Annotated in this window: 11 protein-coding genes; 10 read left to right on the top strand and 1 reads right to left on the bottom strand. The window is 74.4% G+C overall.

From position 1 onward, the window contains the following. Nucleotides 1-4: 4 nt before the first annotated feature. Nucleotides 5-826 carry an NAD-dependent epimerase/dehydratase family protein gene (locus tag IF83_RS0114660; protein ID WP_030544607.1) on the bottom strand — a complete coding sequence of 274 codons (822 nt, stop codon included), beginning with the start codon at nucleotides 824-826 and terminating at the stop codon, nucleotides 5-7. A 242-nt stretch (nucleotides 827-1,068) separates the two neighbouring features. Here IF83_RS0114660 and IF83_RS0114655 point away from each other — a divergent pair, with 242 nt between their 5' ends. The 10 genes from IF83_RS0114655 (at nucleotide 1,069) to IF83_RS0114610 (ending at nucleotide 14,432) form a co-directional block, all read left to right on the top strand. Continuing rightward, a complete protein-coding gene (locus IF83_RS0114655; protein ID WP_030544606.1) occupies nucleotides 1,069-2,277 on the top strand; it encodes a hypothetical protein in 1,209 nt (402 codons plus the stop codon). A gap of 199 nt (nucleotides 2,278-2,476) precedes the next feature. Beyond that, a complete protein-coding gene (locus tag IF83_RS0114650; RefSeq protein ID WP_078843486.1) occupies nucleotides 2,477-3,202 on the top strand; it encodes a GntR family transcriptional regulator in 726 nt (241 codons plus the stop codon). Between the two features lie 298 nt (nucleotides 3,203-3,500). Further along, entirely contained in the window at nucleotides 3,501-4,403 is a 903-nt protein-coding gene (locus tag IF83_RS0114645; protein WP_030544604.1) for a dihydrodipicolinate synthase family protein, read from the top strand. A 56-nt stretch (nucleotides 4,404-4,459) separates the two neighbouring features. Next, nucleotides 4,460-6,184 (top strand): L-arabinonate dehydratase, encoded by a 1,725-nt coding sequence (gene araD, locus IF83_RS0114640; protein WP_030544603.1) that lies wholly within the window; start codon nucleotides 4,460-4,462, stop codon nucleotides 6,182-6,184. 199 nt (nucleotides 6,185-6,383) lie between these two features. After that, nucleotides 6,384-7,307 carry a carbohydrate ABC transporter permease gene (locus IF83_RS0114635; protein WP_030544602.1) on the top strand — a complete coding sequence of 308 codons (924 nt, stop codon included), beginning with the start codon at nucleotides 6,384-6,386 and terminating at the stop codon, nucleotides 7,305-7,307. Then, on the top strand, nucleotides 7,304-8,236 hold the full coding sequence (locus IF83_RS0114630; protein WP_030544601.1) for a carbohydrate ABC transporter permease: 933 nt from the start codon (nucleotides 7,304-7,306) through the stop codon (nucleotides 8,234-8,236). The genes IF83_RS0114635 and IF83_RS0114630 overlap by 4 nt, the downstream gene beginning before the upstream one ends. 43 nt (nucleotides 8,237-8,279) lie before the next feature. Beyond that, nucleotides 8,280-9,599 (top strand): Gfo/Idh/MocA family protein, encoded by a 1,320-nt coding sequence (locus IF83_RS0114625; protein ID WP_078843484.1) that lies wholly within the window; start codon nucleotides 8,280-8,282, stop codon nucleotides 9,597-9,599. A gap of 191 nt (nucleotides 9,600-9,790) precedes the next feature. After that, nucleotides 9,791-11,155 carry an ABC transporter substrate-binding protein gene (locus IF83_RS0114620; RefSeq protein ID WP_051722775.1) on the top strand — a complete coding sequence of 455 codons (1,365 nt, stop codon included), beginning with the start codon at nucleotides 9,791-9,793 and terminating at the stop codon, nucleotides 11,153-11,155. Nucleotides 11,156-11,371: 216 nt separating this feature from the next. Beyond that, nucleotides 11,372-12,694, top strand: a complete 1,323-nt coding sequence (locus IF83_RS0114615) for a pectate lyase family protein (RefSeq protein ID WP_030544598.1) — start codon at nucleotides 11,372-11,374, stop codon at nucleotides 12,692-12,694. A gap of 205 nt (nucleotides 12,695-12,899) precedes the next feature. Further along, nucleotides 12,900-14,432, top strand: coding sequence for an aldehyde dehydrogenase (NADP(+)) (locus tag IF83_RS0114610; protein WP_030544597.1), 1,533 nt, complete (start codon nucleotides 12,900-12,902; stop codon nucleotides 14,430-14,432). The last annotated feature ends 64 nt before the right edge of the window (nucleotides 14,433-14,496 follow it).

Below are 14,496 nucleotides of genomic sequence, written 5' to 3'. Positions count from 1 at the left end.
GCGGTCAGTGCGGCCAGAGGGGCGGGTTGGTGCAGAAGTGGCCGCCCAGGTGGGCGTGGTCGGGATTGGCCGGGTCGAGTTCGCCCTGCTCGGCGATGAGCTTCGCCGCGAACGGCTCGGAGTCGTCCCGCGGTTCGTAGCCCAGCGCCCGGGCCGAGGAGAGGTCCCACCACAGGCGGGTGTTGGCGGAGCTGCCGTAGACGACGGTGTGGCCGACGCCCTCGGCGGTGAGCGCCGCGTGCAGCAGCCGGGCGGCGTCGGGCGGGCTCAGCCAGACCGAGAGCATCCGCACCGTGGTGGGCTCGGGGAAGCAGGAGCCGATGCGGACGGAGACGGTCTCGATGCCGTGCTTGTCCCAGTAGAGGGAGGCCAGGTCCTCGCCGAAGCACTTGGAGAGGCCGTAGAAGGTGTCGGGCCGGTGCGGCGCCCCCACGGGCAGCGGCGGGGCGCCCTCGCCGGCGGGGCGGGGGAGGAAGCCGACGGCGTGGTTGCTGGAGGCGAAGACCACGCGGCGCACGCCCTCCTCGCGGGCGGCCTCGTAGAGGTGGTAGGTGCCGCGGATGTTGGAGTCGAGGATCTTCTCGAAGGTCGATTCGAGGGAGATCCCGGCGAGATGGACGATCGCGTCGACACCGCGGACGGCTTCCCGCAGGGCCTCGCGGTCGGCGAGGTCGGCCGTGACCGAGACGGTGCCCTCGGGGGCGTCCGGCACGGGGACGCGGTCGAGCAGCCGGAGGGTGTAGCCGTACGGGGGCAGCAGTTCGCGCATCAGGGTGCCGAGGCCGCCGGCGGCGCCGGTGAGCAGGATGGTGCGGTCTGCGGGCATGGCGGTGTCTCCTCGGGAGGGCGGCGGCCGGTGGGCCGGGGGCCGGTTCGGGGCGGACGCGGTGCGCAGCCGTGCGCGGCGGAGCCTGTTCACGATCTCCGGGGAAGACTCTGCCATCGGGTAGTAAGCGCTGTCATCCCCCTGTGGTGGCTCTCTTGACCGCTTCCGGGGGCCGTCCTAGCGTGACCGCTTCCGCGGAGGGGTCCACCGGCCGGCGGCCGGCGGGCCGGTGAGGAGACGACATGCGAGCCTCGGCCTTTCTCTACCCCTGGGACGTGGTGGGTGATCCGTACGCCCCGGTCCGGGTGGCCCGGCTGGGGGTGCGTCAGGTGACGCTGGCCTCGGCGTACCACTCCACCCGCGCCCTGACGCCGCGCCACCCCCGGCACCGCGTCGTCACGGCCCGGCACGCGGCGGTGCTCTACCCGCCCGACCCGGCCCGCTGGGCGGGGAGCGCGCTGCGGCCGTACGAGCAGCGGTGGACGGAGGGCCGCGATCCGTTCGGGGAGGCGGCGGAGGCGCTGGCGGGGGCGGGGCTGGAGGTGCACAGCTGGGTGGTCCTGGCGCACAACTCCCGGCTGGGCGAGGAGCATCCGGAGACCTCCGTGCGCAACGCCTACGGCGACCGGTACCCGTGGGCGCCCTGTATCGCCCGGCCCGAGGTGCGGGAGTACGCCGTGGCGCTGGCCGCCGAGGCCGCCGCACGGCCGGGCGCGCGCGGCACCGAACTGGAGTCCTGCGGCTGGTACGGCCTGGCCCATCTGCACGCGCACGACAAGACGGCCGGGGTCGCGCTCGGCGGCGCCGGGCAGTACCTGATGTCGCTCTGCTTCTGCGAGGTGTGCGAGGAGGGGTACGCCGCGACGGGCGCCGATCCGGAGCGGCTGCGGGCCGCGGTGGTGACGGCCCTGGAGCCGCTGTGGCGCGGGCAGCCCGCACCGGAGACGGGACCGGCGGGGGACCGGGGAGCGGAGTGGGCGGCGGTGGAGAAGCTGCTCGGCGAGGAGCTGGCGGACGGGACGCGCCGCTGGCGCCGGGGTGTCGCGGACGGGCTCCGGCGGGCGGCGGTCGCGGCCGTGCGGCGGGTCGCGCGGCCGGGCTTCCGGGTGCTGCTGCACGCCGACCCGGCCTGGCACCGGTGCGGGGCCAACGCCGGCGCCGACCCGGAGGAACTGCTGGACGTGGCGGACGGCGCCGTGCTGCCCTGCCCGGGCGGTGCGGGGGGAGGGGCGGAACGGGCCGCCGTTCTGGAGCCGTTCGCCCTGGTGCGTCCCGAAGGGGCCGTCCTGGCGGCGAACTTCACGGTCGTCTCCGGCATGGGCGGCAGCCCGGCGACGCTGGCGGCGGACGCGGCCCACGCGGCGGAGCTGGGCGCGGACGAACTCCGGCTCTACCACGCCGGGCTGGCCTCCGACGCCGACCTCGCGCAGGTCCGGGCGGTCCTCGGCTGAACGGGAGGGCGGGACGGGCCGGTTGGCGCGGCATCGTCTTCCCGCCGTCTCGCCGCCGTGGTCGCCCCCGTACCCCCGCCCTCGCGGACATCTCTTCGTGTGCGGGGCATTGACGGGACGGCGGCGCGGCCCTAGCTTCATCGCGTCGCCCCTCGTACGTCATATATCAGACGCGATACGCGAGATCTGAGAGCCTTTCATGGTCACTGTGCCCGGTCCGCTCCCCGCCACCCCGGCCCCGATCCCCTCCCGCACCCAGGTGGTGCTGGAAGCGATCAAGCACGGCATCCTCACCGGCCGACTGAGTCCCGGCCAGCCGCTGGTGGAGACGGAGCTGGCGCAGCGGTTCGGGGTCTCCAAGACCCCGGTCCGGGAGGCCCTGAAGACGCTCGCGGGCTCCGGGCTCGTCGTCATGAACCAGTACAAGGGCGTCACCGTGCGGACCGTGGACGCCGCCATGGCCCGTGAGGTGTACGACGTCCGGCTGCTGCTGGAGCCGGAGGCGCTGCGCCGCTCGGTCGCCCGGGAGGCGTCGCTGGAAGCGGCCCGGGAGGCGCTGGAGCGGGCCGACCACTCCTCCGACCGGGCCGACCGGAGCCTGGCCAACCGGGACTTCCACCGGGCGCTGTACCTTCCGTGCGGCAATCCGCTGCTGGCCCGGATGCTCGACGACCTGCGCGACCAGGCGGCCCTGGTCTCGGCGGTCGCCTGGGCGTCGGTGCCGTCCTGGGAACGGGAGGCGCGCGAGCACCGGGAGATCCTGCGGACGGCGCTCGCGGGGGACGCGGACGGCGCGGCCCGGCTGCTCCACGAGCACATCGGCTCCTTCGTGCGGCGGGCCTTTCCGGACGCCGCACCGGACCTGGCCGCACCGGACCGGGCCGTACCGGACCCGGCGGCGCAGGAGCGGCCCACCGCCCCCTGACCGCGCACCGCACCACTCCGGCACGCACCACGGCACCACCGCACCACGGCACCACCGCACCACGGCAGCACCGCACCCAAGGCCGTACCGGCCAACGGCATGGCACCGGAACCCGGTTGCTCCGCTCCGGCGCCCGGGCGACGGCACCCGCACAACACCGCACCACCCCGCACAGCACCGCACCGACGGCCCCGCGCAGGACACCCGGCGGGCCGCCATCCAAGGCGACGGCCGCCCGCGAACCGGCGGCCCGGAGCACAGACCGCGGCCCGCGCCGCGCACGGAAAGGGCGGACAGCATGGACCAGGCACGGCTGAAAACGGCTCTCGCCGAGGTCGTGGCGATCCCGGTGACGCCGTTCGACGCGCACGGCGGCGTCGAACGCGCCACGTACCGCGCGCTGCTGCGCCGGCTGCTCGACGGGGGAGTCGTCACCGTCACCCCGAACGGCAACACCGGTGAGTTCTACGCCCTCACGCCCGAGGAGCGGCGCACCGTCGTCGAGGAGACCCTGGCGGAGACCGCAGGGCAGGCCACCGTCGTGGCCGGGGTCGGCCACGACGTGCCCACCGCCGTCGGCGCCGCCCGGCACGCCCGGGACTGCGGGGCCGAGATGGTGATGATCCATCAGCCGGTGCACCCCTACGTCTCGCAGGACGGCTGGGTCGACTACCACCGCGCCATCGCGGAGGCGGTGCCCGAGCTGGGCGTCGTCCCGTACATCCGCAGCGAGCGGCTGGACGGGGAGCGCATCGCGCGGCTGGGCGAGCTCTGCCCCAATGTGGTGGGCGTGAAGTACGCGGTGCCGGACGCGGCCCGGTTCGCGGCGGTCGCCCGGGACGCGGGCCTGGACCGGTTCACCTGGGTCGCCGGGCTGGCCGAGCTGTACGCGCCTGCGTACTGGGCGGTGGGGGCCACCGGTTTCACCTCCGGTCTGGTCAACGTCGCGCCCCGGCTGTCGCTGGCCATGCTGGTGGCGCTGCGCGCCGGGGACTACGCGGCCGCCATGGCGGTCTGGGAGCGGGTACGGGAGTTCGAGGCGCTGCGCGCGGAGCGGCAGTCGGCGAACAACGTCAGTGTCGTCAAGGAGGCGATGGCCGTTCTCGGCCTGTGCCGGCGCGAGGTGCGGCCGCCCAGCCGGCCGCTGCCCGAGCCGGAACGCGGCCGGGTCGCCTCGCTGCTGAAGGGGTGGGACCTGTGACGAGCGGGCCCGGGAACACCGGCGCGGCCGCGGACGGCGCCGCACGGCGCGAACGGGTGCGCGCCCCGGAGGAGTTGCGCAGCCACGCCTGGTACGGCACCGACGGGCTGCGGGCCTTCAGCCACCGGGCCCGCACCCGGCAGCTCGGCTACCTCCCCGAGGAGCACCTGGGCAAGCCCGTCGTCGCGGTCCTCAACACCTGGAGCGACATCAACCCCTGCCATCAGCATCTGCGCGAACGGGCCGAGGCCGTGAAGCGGGGCGTCTGGCAGGCGGGCGGCTTCCCGCTGGAGTTCCCGGTGGCCACGCTGTCGGAGACCTTCCAGAAGCCGACGCCCATGCTCTACCGGAATCTGCTGGCGATGGAGACCGAGGAGCTGCTCCGCTCCTATCCGGTGGACGGCGCCGTGCTCATGGGCGGCTGCGACAAGACCACCCCGGCGCTGCTGATGGGCGCCGCCTCCGCCGGGCTGCCCGCCGTCTTCGTCCCGGCCGGGCCGATGCTGCGCGGCCACTGGCGCGGCGAGACCCTCGGCTCCGGCACCGACATGTGGAAGTACTGGGACGACAAGCGCGCCGGGCTCATCGGCGACCGCGAACTACGCGAACTGGAGTGCGGACTGGCCCGCTCTCCCGGCCACTGCATGACCATGGGCACGGCCTCCACCATGACGGCCGTCGCCGAGGCCCTCGGGGTCACCGTGCCCGGTGCCTCCTCGATCCCCGCCGTGGACTCCGGGCACAGCCGGATGGCCGCCGCCGCCGGCCGCCTCGCCGTCGAACTGGTGTGGCAGGACCTGCGGTTGCCGGAGATCCTGACCCGCGAGGCGTACGAGGACGGCATCGCGACGGCCGTGGCGCTCGGCGGCTCGACCAACGCGGTGATCCATCTGATCGCGATGGCCGGCCGCTCGGGCGTTCGGCTCACCCCGGACGATTTCGACACCATCGCCCAGCGGGTGCCCGTCCTCGCCAACCTCCGCCCCGGCGGGGCGTATCTGATGGAGGACTTCCACTACGCGGGCGGGCTGCCGGGCCTGCTGGCGCGGCTCGCGGAGGCCGGGCACCTCCACCTCGACCGGCCCACCGCCGCCCACCCCACCCTGCGGGAGCAGATCGCCGGAGCGCTGGTCCACGACGACGACGTCATCCGTCCGCCGGACCGCCCGCTCGCGGCGGAGGGCGGCATCGCCGTACTGCGCGGCAATCTCGCCCCCGACGGGGCCGTGATCAAGCACATCGCCGCCGATCCCCGGCTGCTGCGGCACACCGGCCCCGCCGTCGTGTTCGAGAACTACCGGGAGCTGCAGGACCGGATCGACGACCCGGCGCTCGGCATCACCGCCGGCAGCGTGCTCGTACTCCGCGGCTCCGGCCCGCTCGGCGGCCCCGGGATGCCCGAGTACGGGATGCTGCCGATCCCCGCGTATCTGCTCAAGGAGGGGGTGCAGGACATGGTGCGGCTCTCCGACGCCCGGATGAGCGGTACCAGTTACGGCGCCTGCGTGCTGCACATCGCCCCCGAGTCGCACGCCGGCGGGCCGCTGGCCCTGGTCCGCACCGGCGACCTCATCACCCTCGACGTGCCGGCGCGGCTGCTGCGCCTGGAGGTGGACGAGGCCGAACTCGCCCGCCGCCGGGAGGAGTGGCGGCCGCCGCCCGCCCGGTACGGGCGCGGCTACGGCGCGCTCTACCAGCGGCACATCACGCAGGCCGACACCGGCTGCGACTTCGACTTCCTGGCCCGGCCGGGCGAGGTCCCCGAACCGCACGCGGGCTAGCGGGCGGCGCCGCGGCCGCCCGGGCCCCGGGCTCCGCGCCCTCCCTCCCGCCCGCCCACCCCGTCCCGTCCCTGTCATCCCCGTCCCCGTCCTTCCGAACGGAACCACCGCACCCCGCGTAGTAAGCGCTTAACCACCCACCCCCGTACCACCATCCGACACCCGCACCGCTCGCCCCGCTCGACGTGAAGGAGCAGTCATGGCCCTCGCCGTGGCGAAGGAACCCCGCGGGACCGGCCGCCGCCGGGCGGGCGGCCCGGCCCGTCTCCCGTATCTGCTGATCTCACCGGCCGTGCTGCTCATGCTGGGCTTCCTGGCCTATCCCATGATCAGCGTCCTCTACTACAGCCTCCGGCACTACAACGTCACCAAGCCCTGGCGGAACGGCTTCGCCGGCCTCGACAACTTCTCCGCCCTCCTCGCGGACGACCTGTTCTGGCAGAGCCTGGTCTTCAGCGCCCAGTGGGTCGGTACCGAGGTCGCGCTCCAGCTCGCCCTGGGCCTGGCGCTGGCGCTCATCGTCAACCAGACGTTCGTGGGCCGCGGCATCTCCCGCGCCCTGGTCTTCTCGCCCTGGGCCGTCTCCGGGGTGCTGACCACCACGATCTGGATGCTGCTCTACAACCCGTCCACCGGCGTCAGCCGCTATCTGGCGGACGCCGGCATCGGCTCGTACGGCACCTCGGTGCTCTCCGACCCCGGGACGGTCTTCTGGGCCGCCGTGCTCGCCGAACTCTGGCGCGGCGTCCCCTTCTTCGCCATCCTCATCCTGGCCGACCTCCAGTCCATCCCCCGCGATCTCTACGAGGCGGCCTCCGTCGACGGCGCCGGGCGGCTGCGGCAGTTCCTGCACATCACCCTGCCGCACCTCAAGGACGCGATCGTCCTCTCCACGCTGCTGCGGGCGGTGTGGGAGTTCAACAACGTCGACCTGCTCTACACCCTCACCGGCGGCGGCCCGGCCGGCGCGACCACCACGCTGCCGCTCTACGTCGCCAACACCGGTATCCACGGCCACGACTTCGGCTACGCCTCCGCGCTCACCACCGTCGCGTTCGTGATCCTCCTCTTCTGCTCGATCCTCTATTTGCGGCTCAGCAAGTTCGGGGGCGACCGCTCATGACCACCACCGCCATCACCGACCAGGGCGCGGCCGCCGGGACGCGCGCCGGAGCGCACACCGGGAGCGCGCCGCCCGCGCGCCGCTTCCGGCGCGGCCCCGGCACCGGCGGCGGGCCGGCGGGGGACCGCACGCCGCGCTGGCAGATCTATCTGCCGCTCGGGCTGTATCTCCTGTTCACCCTGGTGCCGTTCTACTGGATGCTGCTGTTCGCCGTGCGCCCGGCGGGCTCCACCTCGCTGGTGCCCTGGCCGGCCACGGCCGCGCACTTCGACAAGGTGTGGAACGACCTGGGCTTCGCGGTCTTCTTCCGCAACAGCCTGCTCGTCGGCGTCGCGTCCCTGCTGATGACGACGGCCGTCGCGCTGGCCGGCGGCTACGCCCTGGCCCGCTTCCGGTTCCGGGGGCGGAACGGCTTCATGCTGGCGCTGCTGTGCTCGCAGTTCATCCCGGGCGCGCTGATGCTCGTACCGCTCTTCGAGATCTTCCGCGAGCTGGCCCTCGTCAACTCGCTGTGGAGCGTGGTCATCGCCGAGACGGTCTTCCAGCTGCCGCTCTCGCTCATCCTCATCAGCGGCTTCATCCGCAATGTGCCGGCCGAGCTGGAGGAGGCCGCCTGGGTCGACGGCTGCGGGCGCTTCCGCGCCTTCTGCGCGGTGGTGCTGCCGCTGCTGCGGCCGGGGCTGATCGCGGTCGGTTCCTTCGCCTTCGTGCACAGCTGGAACCACTTCCTCTTCGCGCTGATGTTCCTCAGCTCGCAGGAGAAGTACACGATCCCCGTCGGACTCAACTACACGATCGGCGCGGAGAGCGTCGACCTGGGCGCGCTGGCCGCGGGCGGCGTCGTGGCCGCCGTGCCCGTGGTGATCGTCTTCGCCTTCATCCAGAAGTGGCTCATCGCCGGTTTCAGCGCCGGGGCGGTCAAGGGCTGAGCCGCCCCCGGGGGCGGCCAGGAACAGCACATCGGGGAGTGACATGACGGCAGTTGACGGAAGGGAAGCCGGGCCCGCCGGACCGGGCACCGTACCGGACGCGGCGCGCCGCGCCGGGCCGGACACCGGGCCCGGCGCCGGGGGCGGCCCCGACGGGCCGGTGCCCGTGGTGCTCGCCGGCGGGCGCGGCCACGGCTCCTGGCACCTGGAGAACCTGCGGCGGCTCGCGGTGGCCGGCCGGGTCCGGCTCGCCGGGGTGTGCGAACTCCAGCCCCTCGCCGCGGAGGAACTGGCCGGCTTCGACGGGGTCGAGCAGTCGCCGGACCTCGCCGGGCTGCTGGAGCGCACCGGCGCGCGGATCACCGTCGTCTGCACGCCGATCCACACCCACACCGAGCTGGCGCTCACGGCCGCCCGCGCGGGCTCGCACCTGCTGCTGGAGAAGCCGCCGACGCCCTCGTACGAGGAGTTCCTGCGGCTCACCGAGGGCTTGGCGGCCGCCGGCGCCGCCTGCCAGATCGGCTTCCAGTCGCTGGGCTCGCACGCCCTGGACGCCATCGCGGAACTGATCGACGGCGGGGCCGTCGGCCGGGTGCGCGGCATCGGCGGCGCGGGGGCCTGGGTGCGCGGCGAGGACTACTACACCCGCGCCCCCTGGGCCGGGCGGCGGACCCTCGGCGGCCGGGACGTCGTCGACGGAGTCCTGACCAATCCCCTGGCGCACGCCGTCGCCACCGCGCTGCGTATCGACGGCAGTGACCGGGCCGGGGACCTGGCCGGGATCGAACTGGAGCAGTACCGGGCCCACGACATCGAGGCGGACGACACCTCCTGCCTGCGGCTGACCACGGCGCGCGGCACCCCGGTCACCGTGGCCGTCACCCTCTGCGCCGAACGCACGGCCGATCCCTATCTGCTCGTCCACGGCGACCGGGGCCGGATCACCTTCTGGTACACGCGGGACCGGGTGCTGCTGCGGCGCGCCGGGCACCCGCCGGAGGAACGCCTGTACGGGCGGACGGATCTGCTGGAGGACCTGCTCGCGCATCTGGGCACCGGCTCGCCCCTGCTCGTCCCCGCGGACCGCACGGGCGCGTTCACCCGCGTCGTCGAGGCGGTCCGGACCGCGCCGCCGCCGGTGCGGCTGGCGGAGCCGGTCTGGCACCGCGCCGACGGCCCGGCCTGGCGCCGTGACGGCACGGCGCCGCGGCGGGTGATCACCGGCGTCGACGCGCTGGTCGCGGCGAGCGCCGAGACCCTCTCCCTCTTCTCCGAACTCGGCGCGGACTGGGCCGTACCGGCCGGGGCGCGGCCGGGCCGGGCGGCGGGGGAGCGCGGAGGAGGGGAGGAGCGGCGGCCGTAGCCCCGGACCGCCGGGGACGGCCACGGCACCACGGGACGGCCGGCGCGGCACGGCACACCGGCCACGGGTCCGGCGGCACACGGCAGTACGGCAGCACGGCGGTACGTCAGCACAGCGGCACACCAGCACGGCAGCACGGCGCGGGACCGGGACCCCCGCGTTCACCGAACCGAGAACCGAGGAGAACCGACATGACGACAGCACACCGATCCCGGCGCCCGGAACCGCGCCCCCGGAGAGCGATACGGCCCGCGGCGGCCGTGGCCCTCACCGCCGTCCTCGCCCTGACCGCGAGCGCCTGCGGCAACTCCGGCGACGCGGCCGGGGGAGAGGGCGACGGCAAGGGCACGGTCGAGTTCTGGGACAACAACGGCGGGGTCCGCACCCCCGTCTGGAAGAAGATCATCGCGGCCTTCGAGAAGAAGCACCCGGACATCGACGTGAAGTACGTGCCGGTGCCGATCACCGAGGTCCAGTCGAAGTACGACACGGCGATCGCCGGCGGCGGGCTGCCGGACGTCGGCGGCGTCAAGACCGCGGATCTGGCGAACATGGTGGCGCAGGGCGCCCTGGAACCGGTCGGCGACCGCATCGAGGACGGCCCGCTGAAGGGCAGGCTGTCGCCCGGCATGGTGGCGAGCGTCCGCGCCGCGGGCGGCGAGGGCGACGAGATGTTCTCCGTCCCGACCTCGGCCAACCAGAGCGTCCTGTGGTACCGCACGGATCTCTTCGAGAAGGCGGGGCTGGACGCGCCCGACGACTGGGAGACGTTCTACGAGGCGGCGGAGAAGCTGACCGACGCGGGGGACAACAAGTTCGGCTTCACCCTCCGCGGCGGCGCCGGATCCGTCGCCCAGGCGCTCGACATGATGTACGCCCAGTCGGGGGTCGGGACCTTCTGGAAGGGCGGGAAGACCACGGTCAACGCCCCGGAGAACGTCGAGGCGCTGGAGAAGTACGCGGGCCTGTACAAGAAGGCCACGCCCGCCGCCGACCTCAACAACGACTTCACCAAGATGGTGGCCCAGTTCGGCAGCGGCGACATCGGGATGCTGCTGCACAACCTCGGTTCGTACCCGGACCATGTGAAGGCGTTCGGGAAGGACCGGATCGCCGGCATCCCGCTGCCGCCCTCGGCGGACGGCGCGCCGCGCACCATCCCGTCCAACCCGGTCGACGGGCTGGGGCTGTTCCGGAGCAGCGACAACAAGGCCGCGGCCTGGAAGTTCATCGCGTTCGCCGCCTCCCACGAGATGAACAGCCTCTGGAACGAGGAGGCGGGCGCCATCCCGGCCCGCACGGACGCCGCCGGGGACGCCTGGGTCGAGGACGCGGCGCCGGTGAAGGCCGCCATGGAGTCCCTCAACGACCCCGAGACGAAGATCGTCCAGCTGCCGTACGAGCTGCCGGACTGGAACCACATCAGCAAGGCCGGCACCGAGCCGGACTTCCAGAAGCTGCTGCTGGGCGAGATGACCGCCCAGGAGTTCGCCGACAAGCTCGCGGGGCTCCTCAACGAGGCCCGGGCCGAGTGGAACGAACAGCGGGAGAAGTGAGCCCTCCCCAGGCGCCCGGCGGCCGCTCCCGCCGCCCTGCCGCCGGCCGGCGACCGGCTCTCGCCGCCGTGACCGCCGCCGCCACGGCCGCGGCGGCGGGACGGCCGACGTCCGGGGCCCCGGCGCGGGGTCGTCCCGGCCCGGCGCCCGGGCTCCCGCTCCCGCCCGAACTCCCGTCCCGTCCGCACCTTTCCCCCTCACCCCCAGGAGTCCGACATGCCGAGAGAGTCGTGTCACGCACGTGCCATCGCGGTCCTGCTCTGCGGCGCCGCGCTCGCCCTGGCCCCCGCCCCCGCCGGGGCGGCGGCACCGTCCGCTCCCGTCCCCGCCCGTCCCGGCGACCGTCCGGTGCTGCCCGCCGGTGACGGCTGGGCCTCGGCGGAGGGCGGCACGACCGGCGGCGCGGCCGCCGACGCGGACCACGTCTTCACCGTCCGCACCCGCGCCGAACTCGCCGCGGCGCTGAACGGCGGTGACCCCACCCCCAAGGTCATCCGGATCGCCGGCACGATCGACGCCAACACCGACGACACCGGCCGCCCGCTCTCCTGCGCCGACTACGCCACCGACGGCTACACCCTCGACGGCTATCTCGCCGCCTACGACCCGGACACCTGGGGCGAGGCCGACCCCTCCGGGCCGATGGAGGACGCCCGCGCCGCCTCCGCCGCCCGGCAGGCGGAGCGGGTGCGGCTGGCCGTCGGCTCAAACACCACCATCGTCGGAGCGGGCCCCGGCGCCCGCCTGCTCGGGGCCAGTCTGCAGGTGAAGGCCGCCGAGAACGTCGTCATCCGCGGCGTCACCTTCGAGGACGCGTACGACTGCTTCCCGCAGTGGGACCCCACCGACGGCGCCGACGGCAACTGGAACTCCGAGTACGACAACCTCGTCGTGTACGGCTCCCGCCACGTGTGGATCGACCACAACACCTTCACCGACGGCCGCCGCCCCGACAGCGAACAGCCGCGCCATTTCGGCGTGCTGTTCCAGCAGCACGACGGCGAGCTGGACATCGTGCGCGGAGCCGACCTGGTCACCGCCTCCTGGAACGTCTTCGCCGACCACGACAAGACCCTGATGATCGGCAACAGCGACAGCGCGGGCGACACCGACCGGGGCCGGCTGCGGGTGACCCTCCACCACAACCTCTTCCGCGATGTGGTCGAACGGGCGCCCCGGGTGCGCTTCGGGCAGGTCGACGTCTACAACAACCACTATCTGACGGCCGGCGACCGCTACGGCTACAGCTGGGGGGTCGGCTTCGAGTCCCGGCTCGTCGCCGAGGCCAACGCCTTTACCCTGCCGGACGCGGTGGACCCCGCGAAGGTGATCAAGAGCTGGAAGGGCACGGCCCTCACCGAGCGGAACAACCTGGTGAACGGGGAGGCCGTGGACCTGCTCGCCGCCCACAACGCCGACGCCCCGGAGGAACGCCTCGGCGACGACGCGGGCTGGACCCCCGAGCTCCGGCCCCGCGTCGACCACCCGCGCGCCGTCCCGCACCTGGTGGCCCGGCACGCCGGCGCCGGACGGCGCTGACCGGGGCACGGTCCCGGCCCCGGGCGGGGGTCCGGGACCGTCCGGGCCGGCCGGCCCTCCCGCGGGAAACGGCCGGTCCGGCGGAGCCCCGGGGAGCCTTGACCCTCTCCGCGCCGCGGAAATAGGCTCCAAGAGCATTCAGCATCAGGAACGGTGTTCAGTATCCCGAACGCCGCCCGACGTGGTACGAGCTGGAGGAACCGCAGTGGCCGCAGCAGTGTGGAGCGTCGACCCCCGGACCGGGAAGCGGCGGGAGGAAGTGGCCGTCGAGGCCACGCCCGCGGAGGTCGACGAGGCCGTGCGCGCCGCGCACGCGGTCCGCCGAAGCCTCGCCGACCGCGCCGTGCGCGCCGCCTTCCTGCGCACGGCCGCCGACCTCCTGGACGAGTCGGCCGGTCATGTCGTCGAGGCCGCCGACGCGGAGACCGCGCTCGGCCCCGGCCGGCTCACCGGCGAGCTGGCCCGGACGACGTACCAGCTCAGGGCGTTCGCCGGCCTCGTCGACGAGGGCTCCTTCCTCGGCGTGATGATCGACCACGCCGACCCGGATCTCAAGCCCGTGCCGCGCCCCGACCTGCGCCGCTACAAGGTCCCGCTGGGCGTCGTCGCCGTCTACTCCGCGAGCAACTTCCCGCTCGCCTTCTCCGTCCCCGGCGGGGACACGGCCAGCGCGCTCGCCGCCGGCTGCCCCGTCGTCGTCAAGGCGCACCCCGACCACCCGGCGACCTCCGAGCTCTGCGCCTCCGTGCTGCGCCGCGCCGCCGTGCGGGCCGGGCTGCCGGCCGATGTCGTCCGCCTGGTGCACGGCTTCGAGGCGGGCGTCGAACTGATCAAGCACCCGCTGGTCTCGGCCGCCGGGTTCACCGGCTCGGTCCGCGGCGGCCGGGCGCTCTTCGACGCGGCCGCCGCCCGCCCCGTGCCCATCCCGTTCCACGGCGAGCTGGGCAGCCTCAACCCGGTCGTCGTCACGGAGGCCGCGGCCGCCGAGCGCGCCGAGGAGATCGGCACCGGCCTCGCCGGGTCCATGACCCTCGGCACCGGGCAGTTCTGCGTCAAGCCCGGCCTGGTGCTGGCTCCCTCCGGCACCGCCGGCGACCGGCTGCTGGCCGCCCTCACCGACGCCGTCGGCAAGACGGAGGCGGGGGTGCTGCTCGACTCCCGGATGCGCGACAACTTCGTCCGCGGGGTGCGCGAACGGCTGGAGCTCCCCGGGGTGGACAGCCCGGTGACCCCGGGCGGGAGCGGCGAGCTGGCCGTCGGCGCGGGCTACCTCACCGTCCCGGCCGCCCGGCTCGCCGAGGGCGACGCCCATGAACTGCTGCTGGAGGAGTGCTTCGGCCCGGTCACCGTCGTCGTCCGCTACGAGAACGCCGCCGAGGTCTCCGCGGTCCTGGAGCGGCTGCCCGGCAACCTCACCGCCACCGTCCACCTCGGCGAGGCGGAGGCGGCGGAGGAGGACGGCGCCGCGGCGCGGCTGCTCGCCGAGCTGACCCCGCTGGCCGGCCGGCTGCTGGTGAACGGCTGGCCCACGGGCGTCGCCGTGGCACCCGCGCAGCACCACGGCGGCCCCTACCCGGCCACGACCTCCACCTCCACCTCGGTCGGCTCCACCGCGATCGAGCGCTGGCTCCGCCCGGTGGCGTACCAGAACACACCGCAGGCCCTGCTGCCCCCCGAACTCCGGGACGGCAACCCGCTGGGCCTCCCGCGCCGCGTCGACGGCCGTCCGGAGCACTGACCGGAGCCGTACCGTCCGGCCGCCGGCGGCCCCGGCCGGCGGCCCGGGGAACCTGTTCGGCGTA

Origin of the sequence: Streptomyces albus subsp. albus, from assembly GCF_000719865.1 — a bacterium.
In the GTDB taxonomy this organism is placed as follows: domain Bacteria; phylum Actinomycetota; class Actinomycetes; order Streptomycetales; family Streptomycetaceae; genus Streptomyces; species Streptomyces albus_E.
This window is presented reverse-complemented; position numbering and strand designations above follow the sequence as displayed.

Coding starts and splice junctions, on each gene's coding strand:
- IF83_RS0114625 (WP_078843484.1), top strand. CDS start 8,280: ATGACGGCAGTTGACGGAAGGGAAGCCGGGCCCGCCGGACCGGGCACC.
- IF83_RS0114630 (WP_030544601.1), top strand. CDS start 7,304: ATGACCACCACCGCCATCACCGACCAGGGCGCGGCCGCCGGGACGCGC.
- IF83_RS0114650 (WP_078843486.1), top strand. CDS start 2,477: ATGGTCACTGTGCCCGGTCCGCTCCCCGCCACCCCGGCCCCGATCCCC.
- IF83_RS0114660 (WP_030544607.1), bottom strand. CDS start 826: ATGCCCGCAGACCGCACCATCCTGCTCACCGGCGCCGCCGGCGGCCTC.
- IF83_RS0114635 (WP_030544602.1), top strand. CDS start 6,384: ATGGCCCTCGCCGTGGCGAAGGAACCCCGCGGGACCGGCCGCCGCCGG.
- IF83_RS0114655 (WP_030544606.1), top strand. CDS start 1,069: ATGCGAGCCTCGGCCTTTCTCTACCCCTGGGACGTGGTGGGTGATCCG.
- IF83_RS0114615 (WP_030544598.1), top strand. CDS start 11,372: ATGCCGAGAGAGTCGTGTCACGCACGTGCCATCGCGGTCCTGCTCTGC.
- IF83_RS0114620 (WP_051722775.1), top strand. CDS start 9,791: ATGACGACAGCACACCGATCCCGGCGCCCGGAACCGCGCCCCCGGAGA.
- IF83_RS0114645 (WP_030544604.1), top strand. CDS start 3,501: ATGGACCAGGCACGGCTGAAAACGGCTCTCGCCGAGGTCGTGGCGATC.